The sequence below is a fragment of the Actinopolyspora sabaoui genome, assembly GCF_051225635.1.
Classification (GTDB): domain Bacteria; phylum Actinomycetota; class Actinomycetes; order Mycobacteriales; family Pseudonocardiaceae; genus Actinopolyspora.
Genome location: NZ_JBMIHH010000008.1, coordinates 38,353 through 60,088, shown reverse-complemented (window position 1 = coordinate 60,088; position 21,736 = coordinate 38,353). Strand labels below are relative to the sequence as shown.

Annotated in this window: 2 protein-coding genes; both read right to left on the bottom strand. The window is 67.1% G+C overall.

The window, feature by feature from the left end; genetic code table 11:
- Positions 1-12: 12 nt before the first annotated feature.
- A complete protein-coding gene (locus ACOQFL_RS16075; protein WP_435544991.1) occupies positions 13-8,112 on the bottom strand; it encodes an SDR family NAD(P)-dependent oxidoreductase in 8,100 nt (2,699 codons plus the stop codon).
- The gene (locus tag ACOQFL_RS16070; RefSeq protein WP_435544990.1) at positions 8,109-21,734 is read right to left on the bottom strand and encodes an SDR family NAD(P)-dependent oxidoreductase; all 13,626 of its coding nucleotides are present in this window, start codon (positions 21,732-21,734) and stop codon (positions 8,109-8,111) included. The genes ACOQFL_RS16075 and ACOQFL_RS16070 overlap by 4 nt, the downstream gene beginning before the upstream one ends.
- Positions 21,735-21,736 lie beyond the last annotated feature (2 nt).

Sequence of the window (21,736 nt, the reverse complement as noted above, 5' to 3'; positions counted from 1 at the left end):
GCGAAGGCATTGTCACGCATGGCGATACTCCTCCAAAACCACGTGGGCGTTCGTCCCGCTGAAGCCGAATGAACTCACTGCGGCCCGCCTGAGGTCGTGGTCTCCCCTCGCCTTCCAGAAGTCGAGGTCCGTGTTGACGTAGAACGGACAATGATCGGTTTCCAACAGCTCATTGGGGGTCTCGTAGTGCAGAGACGGCACGAGCAGTCCTTGGCGCATGCCGAGAAGCGCCTTGTGGACCCCGGCGATGCCGGCAGCCGCGGAAGCGTGTCCGATGTTGCTCTTCACCGAGCCTATGGCGCAGGACCCGGCGGTGACTCCGCGCTCACGGTAGACGGTGCCCAGCGCATCGAGTTCGATCGCGTCACCCAGTGTCGTTCCCGTGCCGTGCATCTCGACATAGCCGATGGACGCCGCGTCGATGTCGTGCCGGTCGTAGACCGTGCGAACCAGGTCGATCTGACTGTTGGCGCTGGGAGCGGTGATGCCGTTGGTCTTCCCGTCTTGGTTGGTCCCCGACGCCAGCAGCACTCCGTGGATGTGATCGTGATCGACCTCGGCGTCGGACAGTCGTTTCAGCACCAGGGCACCGACACCTTCACTGGGTACGAAACCGTCGGCTCCCTTGTCGAATGATCGGCACTGTCCCTGCGCGGAAAGCATGTTCGCTCCCGCCATCCTGACGTAGGAGCTCGCCAGCAGGTAGAGCGAGACACCTCCGACCAAGGCGACATCGATCTCGCCACTGGCCAGCGCTTGCTGAGCGAGGTTCAGCGCGACCAGGGAGGACGAACAGGCGGTGTCGACGGCTATCGCCGGGCCTTTGAGGTTGAGGAAATAGGCGATGCGTGCGGCGGCGATGGCGTTACTGTTGCTCGTCCCGACGACGTCCCCATCGTCACCGGACTCGAATATCAGAAAGCTGTACTCATTACCGCTGACGCCCAGATAGACACCGCATTTCATCCGGCTCAGCGACCGCGGATCGTAACCAGCGTCCTCGAAGGCCCGATACGCCTCCTGAAGGAACAGGCGGTGCTGTGGATCCATACCTTCCGCCTCGGCCGGCGAGATATTGAAGAACAAGGGATCGAAGCAGTCCGCGTCCTCCAAGTAGCCCATGGATCTGCAATACGTCTTGCCTTTCTGCCCGGGGCGGGCGTCGTAGTAGCGCGTGATATCCCACCGGTCGGCAGGTACCTCCCGCACGCAGTCACGACCGTCACGAAGGTTGGTCCAGTACTGGCGGAGGTTCTCCGCGCCCGGATAGCGCCCGGACATTCCGATGACAGCAGCACGTTCACCGGGAGGCGCGGTAGGCGGAGCGTCCTCGCGTGGAAGGCTGGCCCTGACCGTGGCCGTTGCCGGACCTTCGATCGCTTCGTACGGAATATCGGGCCGAATCGCACTCGGTTCCGGTTCCCGCGAAGCGACCTCCCCGGAGCGCCCCGGCTCCACGATCTCCCGCTCAACACCGTCGCGCACCCCGGAAGAACCACCCTCAGAAACAACACCGGACCCAACACCACCCACATCCCGCCCGGACGAACCAACCTCCCCACCCGAAACCAACGACTCCAAAAACGCAGCCAACTCAGCAACCGACGGATAATCATACAACCGCGTCGCCGTCAACGACGTCCCATACTGCTTATTGATCGACTTCACCCACTCGACCCCCACAATGGAATCCAACCCCAACTCCACAAAATTCCGGTACGGATCGACCTCGCTCTCCGACAAAAACAACGCCGCCGCAAGACCAGACCGCAACTCCTCACGCAACCCACTCAAAGACCACCCCGACCCCACAACCCCCCGCCCAACAGGAGCCGACGCAGCGGACCCCGCGACGACCTCCCGCTCGGCAGTACCGTGCAGGTCTGTCAGTACGACATTCTGCGGCTTGCCGACAGGAACGGTCGGCGCGATTCTCGCCGCGTCCGGGTCTTGGAGCAGGATCTGGTGCTTTTTCGGGGGAACGTCACACGGTGCGGTCGGCTCGGTGGACACCGGGAGCGCGTCCTGCTGGGTGGTCGCTTTCGGTCCCGGTAGGACCTCCTGCGTGCTCGTCCGGGTAGGCGCAGGACGCCCGTCCGTGGCCCAGTGCTGTGAGCGCGCGAACGGGTAGCCGGGCAACGAGACGAACCGCGGCCGGTCACCTTCGAACAGTGCCGGCCAGTCCGGCACGGCACCCTGGCAGTAGAGATCGGCCAGGCTGCAGCACACCTCCCGGTACCGCTCCGCCGAGACGTCAGGGCCCCGAAGCTCGTCCAGGAGCGCCCGCGACTGAACCTCCAACAACGAACGATCTCGGTCGCGTGCTACCTCGCCACGTCTGACCATGGGATGTTCCAGACCGCTCTCGGCCGCGGACAGCGCATCCAGGGTGTCCTCGGCACCGCCGACAACGACCGCGCAACGGTGGGCGAGGTGCTGCCTGCCGTTGAGCAAGGTGTACGCCGTGTCGTTCAGCCGTCGGGCATCGAGCTCCCCGCCGGCAAGAGCCGAGCGCAGCTCCTGGGTCTGCCGGTGTAAAGCCTCAGGGGTCTTAGCGGACAACAGCAGCAGACGAGCCGGGGGTCCGGCGAGCGGGGCACTGCGGGTGGACTCCGGGTAACTCTCCACCACCATATGGACATTGGTCCCGCTCATACCGAAGGAACTCACCGCACCCAGCCTCGTTCCGGTGGGCCCGGTCTGCCACTGCGCGGCCGCCTTGTTGACGTAGAAAGGACTGTCCTTCCAGGCGATGTAGTCGCTGTCCTGCTCGCAGTGCAGACTCGCCGGGATGACGCCGTGCCGCAGTGATTGGATCAGGGAGATCATCCCGACAAGGCCGGAGGCCGCGAGTGTGTGACCGACATTGGTCTTTGTGGAGGTCAGCGCACAGAATCCGATCTTGTTCGTGCGTTCGCGGTACGCCTCGTTCAGGGCGTTCACTTCGACCGGGTCGCCGAGCCGGGTTCCTGTACCGTGCGCCACGATGTGCTCGATACATTCGGGATCGATGCCGTGGCGCTCGTAGACCTGCTGGTAAAGCTGCGTCTGAGCTGTTCCGCTCGGCGCGGTGATGCTATTGGTCCGACCGTCGTAATTCATGCCGCTGCCGCGAATCACACCGAGGACGCGATCTCCGTCGGCTTCCGCCCGAGAGAGGCGTTTGAGTACTACGACGGCGACGGCCTCACCGAGGACCAGGCCGTCGGCCCGCTGATCGAAGGCCTGGCAGACACCACTGTCGGAGAGCATTCCGGCCTTGCTCATCTCGGTGTAGCCACGCGCGGTGCTCGCCACATTGGCGCCGGCGACGATCGCGGTCTCGCACTCGCCACCACGCAGGCTCGTGCACGCCTGGTGGGCAGCTGTCAGTGCTGAGGAACAGGCGGTGTTGACGGTCAGCACAGGTCCGGAGAAGTCCAGTAGGTAGGCCAGCCGCGAGGCCATGATCGCCTCGTGCTGGGAGGTGATGGTGCTCTGCCCCTGGGTCAGGTCGGAGTAGTCGCCCTGTTCGGCACCGACGAACATGCCGATAGCCCCGGCGCGCAGCCGCCGGTCGCCGTATCCCGCGTCCTCCAGGGCACGCCAGGCTTCCTGCAGCAGCAGGCGCTGGCGCGGATCCATGGTCTGGGCCTCGCGCGGCGAGATCTCGAAGAACGCGGCGTCGAATTCGGCGATTCCCGGGAGGAACCCGCAGCGGACCTGCTCCCGTTGTTCAGCGTCCAGTTCATCCCAATCAGCGCGGCGGTCCGCCGGGACGGATGACAGTACATCCCTGCCCTCCAGGAGAATCCGCCAGAATTCGTCTACGGACCGGGCGGCCGGAAAGCGCCCGCTCATACCGATGACGGCGATCGGTTCGGGATCAGTACCCGACATCGACTGCGGAGCCGGACCGGAGCAGTCCTCCGCCGCGACGCCACCGACCTGCGTACCCGCGGCAGCGCCAGCTGCCGGAACATCGGCCGCGGTCGAAGCGTAATGTCGGTCCAGCAGCTCCCGATGCTCCGCGACCAGATGCGTCACCAGTTTCTGCGGGGTGGGATAGGAGAAGAAGACCGAGGGCAACACCTCGATCGCGAAATCTTCGCCCAGGGTCTTGGCCAGCTTAGCCAGGCTGACCGAGTCAAACCCGAGTTCGAAGAAATTCTCGTCGGCGTAAACTTGCTCATGAGGTATCCGCGACAATTCGGCGATCGCTGTTTCGAGGTCCGAGAGGACCAAAGCTTCGAGGTCTGATTCCTCGGCGGGGACATCCGCAGAACGTGTGGCGCGGGTTGTGGCAGGTGTAGCGGGGAGGACCTCGCGTCGTGGGGCGGTCGGATCCGGATCCACGCCGAGCATGCGTCGTACTCGTGCCGGATCGCCTGCCATGACGATCTGCTGTGTGGTTGCCCGTCCGAGGAGACGTTCGAACAGCGCGAGGCCCTCGGCTTCCCCGAGAAGGCGCAGCCCGCTGGTGGACAGATACACCTCGGCGCCCTGCGCATCGTCGAATCCCATGCCGCCACCGCTCCACAGGGGCCAATTGATCGCCACCGTCGCACCGGACAGGTTTCCCTTCCTTACCTGCTGGTCACGGTGCCGGGCATAGGAAGTTTGGAAGCGATTGGCCACCGAGTAGGCGCAGTTGCCGAAGTCGCCGAGGACGGCCGAGGTCGAGGAGAAGTAGCAGACGAAGTCGAGGGGTTCCGCGGTCAAAACGTCGTCGAGCGCGAGCGTGCCGTCCACCTTCGCGGAGAGCAGGTCCCGGAAGGATCGGGCGTCGTCGGCGAGCAGCGAGCTGTGCGCGGCGACACCGGCGGCATGCACGATCCCGTGGATCGGGCCGAACCGCTCGTGGGCTGAGGCCACCACCTCCCGCATGGCCTGCCGATCGGCACTGTCGGCCTGCCGGTACAGGACCTCACCGCCCAGGGACTCGATTCGCGCAATGTGGCGACTCTTGGTCGCGTCGAGGGGGGAGCGTCCGGTCAGCACCAAGCGCGCCGAGCGGTTCTCAGCCAGATGCTCGGCGAGCGACAAACCCAAGCCCCCCATGCCACCCGTGACGAGGTACGTGCCGCCCGGCCTGAGCAGGTCCCGGCTGGTACCGGACGTACTCGGCTGAACCCGACTGACATGCCGGGCACCATCCCGGTACAGCGCACTGATCGACGTCTCGGCAGACAACTCGTTCCACAGGCGTTCGAACCACATGCCGTGGGCTGTCCCGTCGCTCGTGTCCCGGACCTCCTGAAGGACCGCAACGAACCGCACGCCGGGGAGCACGCTGCCGATGGAGCGTTCGAACCCGAGCCACGACTCCAGGTACGCCCGCTCGACGCCATCGCAGAATTCTCCAGCCTGCAGCACGCGCTCCACCGGCAACCCCGATACGGCGATCGCCTGCAGGAGGTGCACGGTGGCGGTGTAGGAGTCAGGTGCCGCCGCGCCGTCGAGGAACCACAGGTTCAACACGCCGTCGACCGCGCCATACCGCGACAGGATGTCTTCGAAGACACGGACCAAGTCGTCCGGGGTGCGATCATCGACTTCGTAGCAGTTGCCGGACACTGCGGCGAACCCCGGTCCACGGGTGACGAACAGCAGCGTGACGGCGGGGTCGAGTTCGTGCGCGATACGGGCCAGCTCGGCACGATCCACCGAGTCGGTGCACAAGCAGACAAGGGTGCGCGGCACATCGGCCCGGCGGATCGCCTGCAGATCCTGTGGCTCCCAGGACTCTGTGAAGAGCAGAGCAGCCGGATCCCCGTCGGTCTCCTCGGTCACTGCGGCCTCCGATCGCGCTGCCGCCCCGCCGGAGAGGGCTGCGGCTGTGCGCGTGGTGTCGATCCAGTACCGAGTCCGAGCGAACGGGTAGGTCGGCAGGGCGATACGAGCCGATGGCTGGCCCCCGTGCAGTGCCTGCCAGTCGACGGCGTTGCCCTCGACCCACGATCGCAACAGTGTCGCGAGGTCCCGCCGCGCGAGCGCGTCGGAAACGTCAGCGGCCGAGCGCGACGCGGTGTCATCGCCTGCTCGGCCACGGACCAGTCCTTCGGCCGCGTTTCGGACACCGAAGTCCCGGAGTCGGGCGAGCAGGTCTGGCATAGCGTCCACCACGACACCGAGTCGCTCGCGCATCGCCTCGCGCCCTACTTGGAGGGTGTGAGCGAGCGCGGGCAGGTCACCGGTCGACAGGTTCTTCTGCTCGATCCAGTCCGCCAGTTGCGCGGCCTTCTGTCGCAGCTGTTCGGCGGTGCGGGCCGACAAGACGACCGGGACGGGAGCGCCGGAGGCGGGGGCGAGGTCCGAAGCGCCATCCGGGTCCGGCCGGAACTCCTCGACGACGAGATGCGCGTTGGCACCACCCGCCCCGAAGGAGGAGATTCCCGCGATCCGGGGCGACTCGCGCGACACGCCGTCGACGGCCACGTACGGCTGCGGCCAGTCGGCGAGCGTCTGCTGGACGGTAAAGGGTGTGCCGTCCAGGTCGAGGTTCGGGTTCAGTTCTGTGGAATGCAGCGAGGGAGCGAGCTTGCCGTGCCGCATCTGGAGCAGCACCTTGGTGAGCCCGGACATGCCGGCGGCGCTCTCGGCGTGTCCGATGTTGCTCTTGACCGAGCCGATCGCGCAGAACCCCTCGTCGCCGGTGTGCTCCCGGAAGGCCCGGGTGAGCCCGGCGACCTCGATGGGGTCCCCGAGCGCGGTGCCGGTGCCGTGCGCTTCGATGTAGCCGATCGAGCGCGGGTCGATCCCGCCCTGTCGCCAGGCCTCGGTGATCGCGCTCGCCTGGGCGGCCGGGCTGGGGACCGAGTAGCCGTTCGTCCGGCCACCGTGATTGATGGCAACGCCCCGGATGACCCCGTGAATGTAGTCGCGATCCTGTACGGCCCGCTCCAGAGGCTTCAGCAGCACAGCCCCCACGCCTTCGCCAGGGACGTATCCGTCACCCCCCTTGCCGAAGCTCTCGCACCGGCCGGTGCTGGAAACGAACCGGCTCTCGCCGAGGAGCAGATACTTGTTGGGGTGCACCGACACGTTCACCCCACCGGCGACCGCCAGGTCGCAACCCCCCGAGCGGATGGCCTGACAGGCCAGCTGGACAGCCGTGAGCGACGAGGAGCACATGGTGTCGACTCCCATGCTCGGGCCACGGAAGTCGAAACAGTGCGAGACTCGGTTCGCGACGGCCGAGATGTTGCCCGGCAGAGCCACCGGGTTCCCGAGGACCTGCTCCTGGGCTCCGTACAGCTGGTATTCCGAGTACATGACGCCGACGTAGACGCCTACGGCGTGTGGGTGGCCGGAGTCTGACGGCGCGTTCAGCCGGGCCGAGGTGTAGCCCGCGTCTTCGACGGTCTCGTGGACGCATTGCAGGAACAACCGCTCCTGCGGGTCCATCCGCTCCGCATCGGCCGGCGAGATGTTGAACAGCAGCGGATCAAACTCGTCGACACCGTCCACGAATCCGCCCCACCGACTGTAGGTCTTACCGGGCGCGTCCGGGTCCGGGTCGAAGTACACTGCCTGATCCCACCGCTCGGCCGGTATCTCGGTGACGCTGTCGCGCCCCGCAGCCAGATTCGCCCAGAACTCGTCGACGGTACGGGCCTCGGGGTAACGCCCGGCGAGCCCGATGATCGCGATGTCCACGCCTTGCCGCTCCTGGCCGACGGCCCGGTCTCCGGGTGCCGGAACCGACCGCTGCGCGGTCTTCTGCGCCGACCACCTGGTCGACGCCAGGGGTTTGCGTCGTAGGGCACTCGTGGGCCGTGCATCCGGACGCGACGCCGGTGCGCCGTCGACCGGTACGCCGTCGACCGGGGCGCCGGTGTCCTCGACGACTTCCTCGAACAAACTCGACACCTCGGACTGGCGGGTGGTTGCAAGGTGCCGGGCCAGCTCATGAGGTGTGTCGAACTCGAAAAACAGGGTTTTGGGCAGCGTGCCGAACACCGCTTCCATCCGCGTGGTCATGGTCATCGCCATGACCGAGTCGATGCCAAAGCTTTCGAAACCCGCCCGAGCATCGACCCGCGCACGGGGAAGCTTGGTGATCTCGGCGAGGAGCCCCTCCAGGAACTCGGTCGCCTTCTGCACGAGTGCCTCGTTGTCGTAGTACGTCACGAATCCGTCCCAGCGGTGGAGAAAACAGGAAACTTCTGCTGTGTCAGGAACAAGGCGTCCGATTCGTCCCGGGCACGGCTCGGCGCCCACACCCGCAGCTGGTGGTGCTCGGAGTGCAGAATCCGGTAGAGGGCCTCGGTCCCGACTTCTCCCGGCGGCCAGTCGACCGACTGGCTGTGGCCGGAGCGCTCACCGCGGGCGACGAGTTCCTGGCGGTACTGCGCATAGGCGTACAGAAAGGCATCGGCCGCGGCACCGCCCCGCCCGATGTTGTCGTTCACCGCTGAGGTGGACGAGAAGGTCACGAAGAAGTCCAGCGGAAGTGACCGGGTCGCGGTGTCCAGGTTCACCACACCCGCGACCTTCGGAGCCAGAACGTCCAGGAACTCCCGGGCCGCCTTGTCGGCGATGGGAGCGTCACGTGTGATTCCGGCGCTGTGCACGACTCCGTCGATCCGACCGAATCGGTCGAGCGTGCGCGCCACCAGCGCATCGACTTCGGCAGGGCTGGCGATATCGGCTTGTTCGCAGTGCACTGCGCCGACGGCCGACGGCTCCCGCGACACCCCATTGTGCTCGACGCTCGGCGAAGCCCGGCCGACGAGGACAACAGTCGCGTTGCCTGCCTGTACGGCGATCTCCTGGGCGATGACGCTGCCGAGCGAACCCGATTCGCCCGTGACGAGGTAGACTCCGTTCTCCTTCCACGGCAGCGTGCCCGTGGCAGCAGTGGTGTCGCGCTCGGACCAGGCCCGCACCTCACGACGGCCGTCGGCATAGCGCACAAGGGTGTCCTCAACGCACCTTCGGTTCTCCCGGATCCGCTCCACAGCCCGTTCAGCGGTGTCGGTCCTATCCAGAATGACGACTTGCCCGGTGAAAGTGAGATTTTCGAGCTCGGCCGTCATGAGCACGGCCGCGAGTCCGGACAGCAGCGCCGCGTCCGAAGTGCCGGGGAGCACCAGCTGGACATAACCGCGGTCGACAGCGCCGGAGCGCAGGTGCTGCAGGATCTGGAGACCGTAGGCGGTGTACCGACGGTCTGGGGTCTTCTCCTCGGTGGTCAGGACGACTACATCGCTGTCTTCGTCCCGAAGCAGGTCCGCGACCTCGGGCAGTCCGGCCAGCAGCACGGTGGGCCGCGCGGCGGCCGGGCCCGAGGACCGGCTCGGTGCGGGCCGCGCGTGCCACTGCGGATGCAGCAGTGCCACTCGCTCGCTGCACAGCTCCGGCCTCGTACCGGAGGTCGTGTCGTCGCTCGGCGGATCGGACCTCGTCGATTCGGAATCGTCACGCTCGGAAGGCGCCCGATCGAACGTGAGTCCGCCGATCCGGATCCGGACCCGGCCGTGCTCGTCGGCCAGGTCGATGTCGAACCCGCTGAACGCCGAATCGTCGGCCTGCTCTGAGCTGGGCCGGACCCACGCCCACATCGAGCTCGTGCAGGCGTCGAGAACGAGTACCTCCTCGATGGCGCGAACCCCAACGAGTCCACCACCGCCGTCGGTGCTGCCCCGGCCGTTCAGGCGTCCAACGATATCGGAACACGCCCGCACCGCGGCGTCGAGCAGGTTCGGATGCAACACGACACCGCCCTCGATATCGCGCTCGGGCAGCTCCAGCTGGAGTAGCGCGTGCCGCGGGCGGGTCCAGATGTGCCGGACAGTGCGATGTCCGGGCCCGTGCCCGCCTCTGTCGCGCTCGCAGGAATCCTGTAGGGCGAGCAGGTCGAGTACCGTCTTTTCGGTACTCTCGGTGCCTTCGGCGAAGTAAAGGAAGCCCCCGCCGTGCACGGCTGCGTCGACGTCGCTCTCCGCTCCCGGGGGTGTGCTGCTGATCTGGAACCGGATGTCGCTGTCGTCCTCCGGACGCAGACCGATATGAACTTCGCGTGGTCCGTCCGCCACACGAAGCGGCTGCGTGAGCACGACATCGCGCAGCACGACCGGCTCGGCGGGCTCGATGGTGGTCCGGCAGCTCAGACAACTCGCGGCCACGGCCATCTCCAGGAAAGCCGCGCTGGGCACGATCTGTCCGGCGCAGTCGTCCAGGAAGTGCTCCCGCCCGCTCAGCACGGAGCTGAAACGCTGCTCGGTGAAATCTGAGGTGTTGACCTGCACCAGGGGGTGCAACGAAGTCGGCCGCTCGTGCGGACCCGGTGCGGCAACGGCCTCGTCGTCGAATGCGAAGTACCGTTCGGCCGCGAACGGGTAGGTCGGCAACGCCACCCGCCGCGGAGTGGCGGTTCGGTAAAGGAGCCGCCAATTCACGAGCACGCCGTTGACCCACAGCTCAAGCAGCCTCTCGTACTTACCCTTGCCGGCCCACGCCGCGATCATCGCGTCGAGGTCGGAATCCGGCGCGAACAACGTCAGCGCCGGGACGTCACGAGTGACCGAACCGCGGACAATCTCACCGGTGTCGAACTCGCCCGCCGAGAACTGACGCAACTTCTCGATCAGATCGGACACGGAAGTGGCGAGGACACCGACGCGTTCCTCCCGTGCCTCGCGGCCGACCTGCAGTGTGTAGGCCACGTCGGCGAGGGCGATTTCTGAGTTCTCGGGGTGGTCCAGCCACCGCACCAGTCGCTCGGCTCGTGCCCGGAGCTGCTCGCTCGTGCGGGCCGACAGCGGTATCACGGCACGCGGTCCGGTCGACGGGCGCGCGGCGTCCCCCTCGGGGATGTACTCCCCTATCACGACGTGCACATTGGAACCTGCGGCGCCGAACGCCGATACGCCCGCCACGCGCGGCAGCGCGCTGCCCGCACCTTCCGCCGGTACGGCGCGAGGCCACTCGGAAAGCTCCCGTTGCAGCACGAAGGGGGTCTGCTCGAACTCGATGTGCGGGTTGGACGTGGCGGCGTGAAGCGACGGAGCCAGCTGACCGTGCTGCAGCTGGAGCAGGACCTTGGTGATGCCGGCTATGCCCGCCGCGCTCTCGGCGTGGCCGATGTTGCTCTTCACCGAGCCGATCGCGCAGAATCCCCGCTCGTCGGTATGGGGGCCGAATGCCTTGCACAGTCCGGCGATCTCGATCGGGTCACCCAAAACCGTGCCGGTGCTGTTGGCCTCGATGTAGCTCACGGTCCGCGCGTCCACACCCGCGTGCCGCAGGGCCTCACCGATGGCGTCGGCCTGCCCCTGCGGTTCCGGCACCGAGTAGCCGTTGCTCCTGCCCCGATGGTTGGCAGCCGTGCCCTTGACCACTCCGTAGATCCGGTCGCCGTCGGCGATCGCTCTCGCCAGCGGCTTGAGCAGGACCGCGCCCACGCCCTCCCCCGGGACGTAGCCGTCCCCGTCGGCACCGAAACTCGCGCAGTGACCGTTGCTCGACGCGAGCCTGCCCTGACTCAGCACCAGATACTTGTTCGGGTGCAGTGAAAGATTCACTCCACCGGCAATCGCGGTGTCGCAGTCGCCCCATTTCAGGCTACGACAGGCCAGATGCACGGCCATGAGCGACGACGAGCACATCGTGTCGACACTCATGCTCGGGCCCCGGAGATTGAACACGTGCGACACACGGTTGGCGATGGACGCGGAGCTGCCCGGCACGACCGGCGTCGCTCGGGCATCGTCGGTCCGGGCACCGAAGAGCTGATATTCCTGATACATCACACCGGCGAAGACACCGACCCGGCCGTCGAGCATGTTCCCCGTACGGTCCTTACCGGTGTCCCGGACGTATCCGGCGTCCTCCAGGGTATCGTGCACGCACTGCAGGAACAGCCGTTCCTGCGGGTCCATTATCTCCGCCTCTCGCGGGGAGATGTTGAAGAACTGCGGGTCGAACTCGTAGGCGCCGTCGAGGAATCCACCCCATTTGGTGTAGGACTTCCCCGCGGCCTCCTTGTCCGGATCGAAGAAGCGCTCGCCGTCCCAGCGGTCATGTGGGATCTCGGTGACGCAGTCCTTGCCGGCAGCGAGGTTCTGCCAAAACTCCCGCACGTCGCGGGCCTGTGGATAGCGGCCCGCCAACCCGATGATCGCGATATCGCCGTTTTCGGTTCCCGAGGGCGAGTCGGCTGTGCTCTCCGCCGGGGCAGCCGAGGCTACGGGCCAACTCCGTCCCGCTTCCGGTGCGGTCTGCTCGTGGCCGTCCTGCGGGGCTGCGGATGTCTGCCGGTCCACACCCGCTGCGGGCAGGAGTTCCCGGAGCTGATCCGGATAACTATCGAGAAAGTGGCGGGTCAGGTCCGTGATGGTCCGATGCTCGAAGAACAGTGTCTTCGGCAGCGAACCGAAGACTTCCTCAAGGGTGCGGGTCATCTCCATGGTCATGACGGAGTCGACGCCGTAGTCCTCCAGCGACACCTCGGGATCGATCCTGGCGGCGGGCAGGTCGATGGCCGATGCCAGGAGCCTCTTGAAGTAGGCCTCGGCCTGCTGGGCGGCAATCTCATCCGGACCGCCGAGGGGCTCTGCCACCTTCGCCTCCGACAGGCTCCCGTCCACGACCTGCCGTGCAGGGGCCGACCGGGGCGCGGGACCGTCCACGAGGAGCCCGGAAAGGAGAGTCTGCGAGATCTTCACGCGATCGCCCGCCAGCACCATCACCTGGTCGGCTTGCCCGGCAAGAGCCCGGGTGAAGGCGTCCACGCCGGCCTCACCCGACATCGACACGAGACCGAAACGTTCGTGCAGCGACCGCTCCGTCGACGCATCGACGTGCATGCCGCCGTCGGCCCACAGGGGCCAGCCGACAGACACGGTCCTGCCCTGGCGCTCGCCTCGGGCCACCAGCGCGTTGCGGTGAGCCGCGAAGGCGTCCATGAACGCGTTCGCGGCCGCGTAGTCGGCCTGTCCGACATTTCCCAGGGCTCCTGCGACCGACGAGAAAGCGACCAGGAAGTCTAGGTCGGCATCGTGTGTGGCCTCGTCCAGGTGCACCAGTCCGGCGACCTTCGGCGCCAGCACCCGGGAGAACTCGTCGGCGTCCTTCCGTACGACGAACGCGTCCGCAACGAATCCGGCGGCGTGCAGGATCCCGTCGATCCGTCCGTACCGCTGGACGGCCTCACCGACCAGCGCGACGGCTTCGTCTCTTACCGCCACATCGGCTTGCACGTAGACCGTCTCCGCACCGTGCCGCCGCAGTTGCTCCAGCAGCGCCTCCTTGTGCGCGTCGTGAGGCGACCGGCCGGCGATCACGATCCGAGAGGTACGAGCTCGCCGCGCGATGTCCTGGGCGAAGACGGTGCCGAGTCCACCTGCGCCACCGGTGATCAGGTACACGCCACCGTCTTTCCAGGGCGTAGATCCCGGCGTGCGGTGACCGTCCTCCGCCCGCCACTTCAGGACCTCCCGACTGCCGCGGCGGTACCGCACACAGGCGTCCGCGAGCGCTGCGCGCTCGGCCGTCACCTGGGACGCGGCGCGCTCCGGATCGTCACCGGAGTCCACCAGCACCGTTTGGCCGAGCAGCCGCGGATTCTCCAGTCCCGCCGATTTCAGGACAGCGGCCAGTCCCGTCGGCAACGACGGCTCGACTGCCGAAGCGATCAGCTGAACCCGGACCGGGTGCTGTGCGGCCTCGCCCAGCAGGCTTTTGACCTCGGCCAAGACACGCAGCGCGTAACCGGTGTAACGGTCGCCGGGGTCTGTAGCGCTCGATTCCAGCCGGACCACTCGTGCGTCGTCCCGCGTCTCGAGTGCTGTGGCGACTTCGGGGAGCTCCGCGACCAGCACCAGCCCCTCAGAGGTCGGGTCGGTGACTGACTCCTGCTCCTCGGTCACCCAGCACGGGGTGGCGAACAGCGCGGGAGTGGTGGCCGGATCCGTGTGGGCGCGCAGCGCGACGCCCGTTAGCCGCAGAAACACCCGTCCATCGTCGTCACATAGGTCGATGTCGACGCGGCGCAGCGCCTCGTCGACCCGGCCGTCGCTTTCGCGCACCCAGACCCACCCCACCGGTGAGCAGTGACCGAAGATCTCGACCTCGTCGACTGCGAAAGGCAGCAGTAGCGATTCTTCGCCGTCCGCCGCGGACGGTAGGCCCGCACAGACTTGCAGAGCGGAGTCGACCAGCGAGGGGTGCAAACCGTAATCATCCAGCGTGTCCCGCACATCCGTGGGCAACGCGATCCGGGCCAGGACTTGTCCCGTCCCCGTCCACAGGCGTTGGACACCGCGGTGGGCCGGGCCGTACACGATTCCCCGTGCCTCGCAGGCCGCGTAGAACTCGTCGGCCTCGGGACCTGCCTCTCGGCATTCGTCCCGCAGCCGCGACAGGTCGAGTCGGGTCTCGGCGTTCGAGGGCGGCGTCACGCGCACGAGCCCCTCGCTGTGGACCACCTCGGCGGTCCCTTCGGATGAGTCGCCCGGGCTCAGGATCGCGAACCCGACCTCATCGTCCGCCGCGGCCCACAGTCGCACCTGGACGGTCAGACCTTGCTCCTGCACGGTGACCGGCCGCGTCCAGACGACGTGGCGAATGCTCGAGACGTTGCGCGGCTCGTCGAGTGAGGCGGCAACCGCGGCCCGCGCCAGCTCCAGGCAGGCGGCGCCGGACAGCACACGCTGTCCTCTGACCCGGTGATCCCGCAGGAAGAATTCCTCACCGGTGTAGACCGAGGTGAAACGCTGCACCGCGAGGGTGGAGGTGTTGACGTGCAGTAACGGGTGCAACTGTGCCGGGCCCGTCGACAGGCCCTGTCCGGTGGCCGCACCACTGCCGAACCAGTAGCTTTCGCCTTGGAAAGGGTAGGTCGGCATCGATACGCGACGCGGCGCGGCGTCGGTGTGCAGCTTCGTCCAATCCACCACGAGACCAGTGGTCCACAGCCGCAACAGCTCGCCGTAGGAGCGCTGCGCGATCGCCGCCTCCAGGACGCGCGTCTGGTCGACATCGGCGGTGAAGACGGCCAGGCTGCCCTGCTGGCGTTCCACCCGCCCCCGGTACAGTCCAGCGCCCTCGGCCTCGCCGTCCAGGAATGCTCGCAGCTTCACGGTGAGTTCACCGATCGTGGCTGCGATGAATCCAAGGCGTTCCTCGTGCGCCTCCCGGCCCATCTGGAGCGTGTAGGCGATATCCGCCGGCTCTGTTTCCGCTCCCTCGCCACCGCTCGTCCAGCGCAGCAGCTGATCGGCCTGGGAGCGCAACCCGTCGGCCGTGCGCGCCGACAGGACGATTACGGCAGGACCGCCCTCGGCAGGGCGGGAGTCCGCGGCACGGCGCGCCGAGATGTGTTCCTCGACGATGACGTGTGCGTTCGAACCACCTGCCCCGAACGACGAGATGCCGGCGATCCGGGGCATCTCGGTGCCGTCGGCGCCCGTCGGGCGACTCCACGTCGCGGACTGTCTCGCCACGTGGAAGGGGCTGCCCTCGAACTCGATGTTGGGATTGATCACCTCGGAGTGCAAGGAAGGCACGATCTCGCCGTGCTTCATCTGCAGCAGCACCTTCGTCAGCGCGGCGATGCCCGCCGCGCTCTCGGCATGTCCGATGTTGCTCTTGACCGAACCGATCGCACAGAACTGGTCGCGGTCGGTTTGCTCGCGGAATGCCCTGGTCAGTCCGGCGATTTCGATGGGGTCCCCGAGCGCGGTGCCGGTACCGTGCGCCTCGACGTAGCTCACCGAACCGGCATCGACTCCGGCCGAACGCAGCGCGTGACCGATGACGTTGTGCTGAGCGCCGGGGTTAGGAACGGAGTATCCGTTGGTCCTGCCACCGTGGTTGACCGACGTGCCCCGGATGACGCCGTAGATGATGTCGTTGTCCTCGCGTGCCCGGGCGAGCGGCTTGAGCAGGACCGCACCGACACCCTCACCCGGGACGTATCCGTCACCGCCCGCGCCGAAGCTGACGCATCGGCCCGTGCTCGATGCGTATTGCCCGCTGCCCAGCATGAGGTACTTGTTGGGGTGCAGCGACAGGTTCACGCCGCCGGCTATGGCCAGTTCGCAGCTGCCGGTCCGCAGGCTCTGGCAGGCCAGATGCAGCGCAGTGAGCGACGACGAGCACATGGTGTCGACGGCCAGGCTCGGGCCGTGCAGATCGAAGACGTAGGACACCCGGTTGGCGATGGTCGACGCGCTGCTGGACAAGGTGATGTTGTGCCCGAACGCCTGTTCCTGAGCACCGTAGAGCTGGTACTCCCCGTACATCACGCCGGCGAAAACGCCGACGTTTCCGGGGAGGCCGCGGTCCGAGTAGTGACTCAACGTCTCGCGGGTGTAACCCGCGTCCTCCAGCGTCTCGTACACACATTCCAGGAACAGTCGCTCCTGCGGGTCCATGAACGCCGCCTCGCGCGGGGCGATACTGAAGAACAGAGCATCGAAGTGGTCGACGTCGTCAAGGAAGCCGCCCCATTTGGTGTACGTCTTGCCGGGGGCGTTCCGGTCCGGATCGAAGTAGCGGCCGTGGTCCCAGCGGTCGGCGGGAACCTCGGTGATGCAGTCACGCCCCTCGGCCAGGTTCCCCCAGAATTCCCGGATATCGCGCGCCTGCGGATAGCGGCCCGCCAATCCGACGATGGCGATCTCGGTGCCACTGTCCTCCGGTTCTCGACGCTTCTCCCGCGCTCCGGCCGGATGGGGACGCACGGCCGGAGCGCCGCCACGGGCGGCGGCGCTGCCACCTGCGGCGGACCCGTTCGGGGGCGTGGACGAGAGCTCCGGAGTTCGAACGGCGAGCAGCTCGGTCAACCGATCGCGATGACCTTCGAGGAAGTACCCTGCCAGGGCGCTGATGCTCGGGTACTCGTAGAACAGGGTTTTGGGCAGCGATCCGAAGACCCGCTCAAGCAGGTTTGTCAGATTCAACGCCATGATCGAGTCGATGCCGTAGTTCTCGAAGGCACCGTCGGCATCGATCCGCTCGACCGACATGCCCAGCTCGGAGGACAGGACGCCGGCCAGGTACCGGCGGACCTGCTCCTCCGGTGTATCACCCGGCTGCGCACCGTCCTCAGCGGCGGCCGGAGAACGCGCGTGCGGTAAGTCTCCGCCGATTCGCTCAGTGGACGCTTCCGCGTCGTACACCCGCGAGGTGAGTCCCCGAAGCCGGCAGCGGGGCGTCCCAGTGTCGTCGAGGATGTCGATGTCCAGTTTGCGCAGGTCGCTGTCCGGCCGGTCGTCGTCGCTGTAGCGGACCCACGACCACATCCGCGGGGCGCACGGCCCGAGGATTTCCACTTCGTCGACCGCGTACGGCAGGTGCAGCACGGTGTCGGCGCGGTTCGCTGTTTCACCGCCGAACAAGCCGACAGCGGCCTGCAGGGCCGCATCCAGCAGACTCGGATGCAGCACGTAGTCGTCAACATCGGCCGACGCCGCAGCGGGTAGCCGCAGCCGTGCCAGTGCCTGTTCATCGCCGACCTCGACGCTGTCGATGCCGCGATGTGCGGGGCCGTAGTCCAACCCCATGGCCTGGTAGGTGCGATAGCACTGGTCAGCGTCGATCCGGGTGGCACCGCACACCTCGCGGAGCGCGGTCACGTCCACTGCCGCCGGTGCGTCGCCGTCCTTGAGACCCCGGATCACACCCTTGCTGTGCACGACGGCCTCGGAGTCGGGAGTCCCTCCCGCGACGCTGGAGATCTCGAAGGCTACCTCGCCAGCGGATTCGCCCGGCTCCCCAGCACCGTCGACTTGCGCGGCGTGCAGCATCGTACGTACGTACGCGGCCTCCTCCGCGACCGTCAGCGGCTGAGCCCACACGACATTGCGCAGCAACATCCGTTGTGGACGCTCGGCCAGCGAAGCCTCCAACGCCGCCCTGGCCATCTCGAGGTACGCGGCGCCCGGCAACACCTTGCGACCGTCGACGACATGGTCGGCGAGGAAGAATTCCTCACCGGAGAGAACCGAGCCGAACTGCTGGGCGTCGAGCGTGGAAGTGTTGGTGTGGACCAGCGGGTGCAGCCGGTCAGCGCTGATGGGACCGGCGCCGGATTCGGCGGCCAGGTCGCCGACCCAGTAGGACTCGCGGGCGAAGGGATAGCCGGGCAGCGGGACCATCCGGGGGCGTCGCTGCCCGTACAGCTTGCCCCAGTCGACGGCCAGGCCCTTGACCCACATCCCAAGCAGCCTGTCGTACTTCCCCTTCGCGATCCACATCTCGACTGCGGCGGCCATATCGCTGTCGGTACCAAGGGCGGCCAGCGTCTCTCGGTGATCCGTGACGAGGCCGAAGTGCAGGTCCTCGATGTCCTGTTCCCCGGCCACGAACTCGGCGAGCTTGCTGATGAGTTCGTCGGGTGTGCCGACCGTCAAGGCGAGCCGAGCCTCCATCGGCTCACGGCCGAGTTGCAGTGTGCAGGCCACGGCGCCGAGATCGACCTCGACGGAGTCCTGGAGACGCAGCCAGCCGAGCAGGTCGCGGGCTCGTTCCCGCAGACGCTCGGTGTCCTTCGCCGAGAGCACGATCAGGTACGGGGCGTTGCCTTCAGCGGTGAGGGGAGCAGAGCCGGACGGGCGGTACTCCGACACGACGACATGAGCATTGGCACCACCGGCGCCGAACGAGGAGACTCCGGCGATCCGGTCCCCTACCAGTGTCTCCCCGGCGTCATCGATGGTCGTGGGCCTCGTCCACTCGGTGGTCTGCCGCTGGAGACGGAACGGCGTCCTGGTGAAGTCGATATTGGGGTTGGGTTCCTGCGCGTGCAGGCTCGCCGCAAGGTGCCCGTGCTGCATCTGCAGGATCACCTTGAGCAGCCCGGCTATACCGGCGGCGGCTTCGAGGTGACCGATATTGCTCTTCACCGAGCCGATGGCGCAGTACTGCCGGGAATCGGTATCCGGTGCGAACGCCTGGGCCAGCCCGTCGACCTCGATCGGATCCCCCAGCTCGGTACCGGTGCCATGCGTTTCGACGAAGCCCACGTCGGCGGCGGAAACGCCGGCGTGGTCGAGGGCCTCGCGCACCACCTCGGCCTGCGCTACCGGGTTGGGAACGGTATAACCGTTGCTCCGACCGCCGTGGTTGATCCTGCTGCCGCGGATGACGGCGCGGATGACGTCGTTGTCGCGCTCGGCATCGGACAGCCGCTTCAGCAGGACGGCGGCCACGCCCTCACCCGGCACGAAACCGCTGCCACCTGCTCCGAAGCTGCGGCACCTGCCGTCGTCGGACAGCATCCGCTTCCCGGACATCAGGGTGTAGTTCGACGGGTGCAGATAGAGATTGACCCCCCCGGCGATGGCCAGGTCGCACTCGCCGCGAAGCAGGTGCTGGACCGCCTCGTGCACGGCGCTCAGCGAAGACGAGCAGAGCGTGTCGACCGGCACGCTCGGCCCCTTGAGGTCGAGGAGATACGACACCCGATTCGCCACCGAGGCGAACGAGGTCAGGGGGTGCAGCTTCTCGTTGCGTCTCCACAGATCGGGCCCGTACAGATCGAAACCCGTCTTCGAGACGCCGGCGAAGACACCCACCCGCCTACGATGTTCCTCGGCCAGGCGCTGCCGGGTATAGCCGGCGTCCTCAAGCGCATTCCAGGACTCCTGCAAGAACAGGCGTTCCTGCGGGTCCATGCTCATCGCCTCGTGTGGCGAGATATTGAAGAACAAGGGGTCGAATTCGGCGAACCCCTCGAGGAAGCCGCCCCATTTGCTGTAGCTCAGACCCGCCGCCACTGCCTCGTCGCGGTCGGGGTGGTAGAAGCCGTCCAACGACCAGCGGCCCTCGGGAATCTCCGTGATGCAGTCCCGGCCAGCATCCAGGTTCTCCCAGAATTCCCCCAGGTTCCTGGCCATCGGGAACCGCCCGCTCATCCCGATGACGGCCACACTGTCCGGGAACTCGGTGGGCTCAGCAGTGGAGCTGAGGGCCGGGGCAGGCTCGGTCACGGCGACCGACGGCCCACCTGCCGATGAGTCCGCAACCGGCTGCGACGCAGGGGCGGACTGCCGAGCCGCGGCCAAACCCGTCCACTGCAGACACCTCTGCCGGTGCTCCCGCACGAAGTACTCCGCGAGCGCTGCCAGGGAGTCGAATTCGTAGAGCAGCGATTTGGGGAGATCGGCGAAGATCCCGGCGAGCTTCCGGTTCAGCCGTGTGACCACGAGCGAGTCGATACCGTAACTCTGGAGCGGGGTCTGCGCGTCGATCCGCGCGGACGCCAGGCCGATGACGGCGCCGAATTCCTGCCTCAGCTTGAGAACGACCTTGTCGTACAGCGCATCGCCATCGACAACCACAGCAGCGGCCGGCGCGACGGACGAGGCGCCGACGGACGCCTCCGTCGGCTGCCCGAGCAGAGCCCGGCGGATGCGCTGTCCGTCACCCTCGATCGCCATCACCTGGGAATACCCCGAGTCGAGGGATTCGTAGAAGACCTGGAGACCGGAACCGGTACGAAGCGCGCGCATACCGACGTGCTCCCACAGCGCCCGCTCGGTCTCCGCACCGACCGGCATACCGCCCTCGGCCCACAGGGGCCAGTTCAGCGACAGACTGCGGCCGGACCGCTGGCCCGCAGCGACCAGACGGTCACGGTGGTGCGCGAAACGATCCATGAACGCATTGGCCGCCGCGTAATCGGACTGGCCTGCATTACCAGTCACCGCTGCGGTGGAGGAGAACACCGCGAAAAAGTCCAGCGGTTCGTCCTCGCTGGCGACATCGAGGTTGACGGTGCCGGCCACCTTGGGCGCGAGGACTTCGCGCAGTTGCGCGGCGTCCTTGTGCAGCACGAACCCGTCCCGCAGGACGCCAGCGCCGTGGATGATGCCGTGAATGGCACCGTACTCACGCCGCACCTGCGCCAGGAACCGCTCGACCCCCGCGGCATCGGCCACGTCGACACGCACGTACTCCACGCGTGCGTGCGGGCCGCGCAGCTCGTTCAGCAACCGCCGCCGGTCGTCGTCGAGCGGCGAACGCCCGGCCAGGACAACGGTCGCGCTCTGTACCGAGCGCAGCAGGTCCCTGGCGAAGATCAGTCCGACTCCGCCGAGCCCGCCGGTGACGACGTACGTGCCGCCCTCCCGCCAGGGCAGCGGGGCGTGTCCGGCTCCAGCCATCTCCCGCCATGTCTGCACCTCACGACGACCGTCCCGGACCCGTACGGTGCGATCGCTGCTGCGGTTACGGCACTCCAGGACATGGGCGGCGGCGCTGTCCGCCGACTCCGAGGTGTCGACCGACACCAACTGGGGCACGATCTTCGGGTTCTCCAAACCCGCGCTCTCGACCAGGGCGAAAAGGCCCGACAGCAGGGAGTTCTCGCCCTGTTGCGGGCAGACGAGCTGGACGAGCGTGCGCGGCGGCTGCTCGTTGAGCAGCACGCGCAGCGTGTCCAGCGTCTCGGTGGCGAGATCTGCGTAACGGTCCGCGATTCCGGATGCTTCGCTGTGCAGGAGCCGGATGTCGATCCCGGGAGCCCGCTCACGCAGCGCGCGTTCCACTTCCGCCGGGCCGACAAGGAGCACCAGGTGTCCGGTCTCCCCGCCGTTCGAGGCGCTGCCGACTTCCTCCCACACCGGCAGACACCGGACCAGATCCGGTTCCGGCGAGGCCGCGATCTCGGGCTGCTCTCCGGCTCTGCTGGTCTCGGCCGGGAGCCTCCGATCTCGCTGCTCGTTCAGAATCCGCTTGACGTGCTCCTTCGTGACGCGCTCGTCCTCGAGATCCCGCAGAAGCTGTTCCAGCTGAATATCCATGT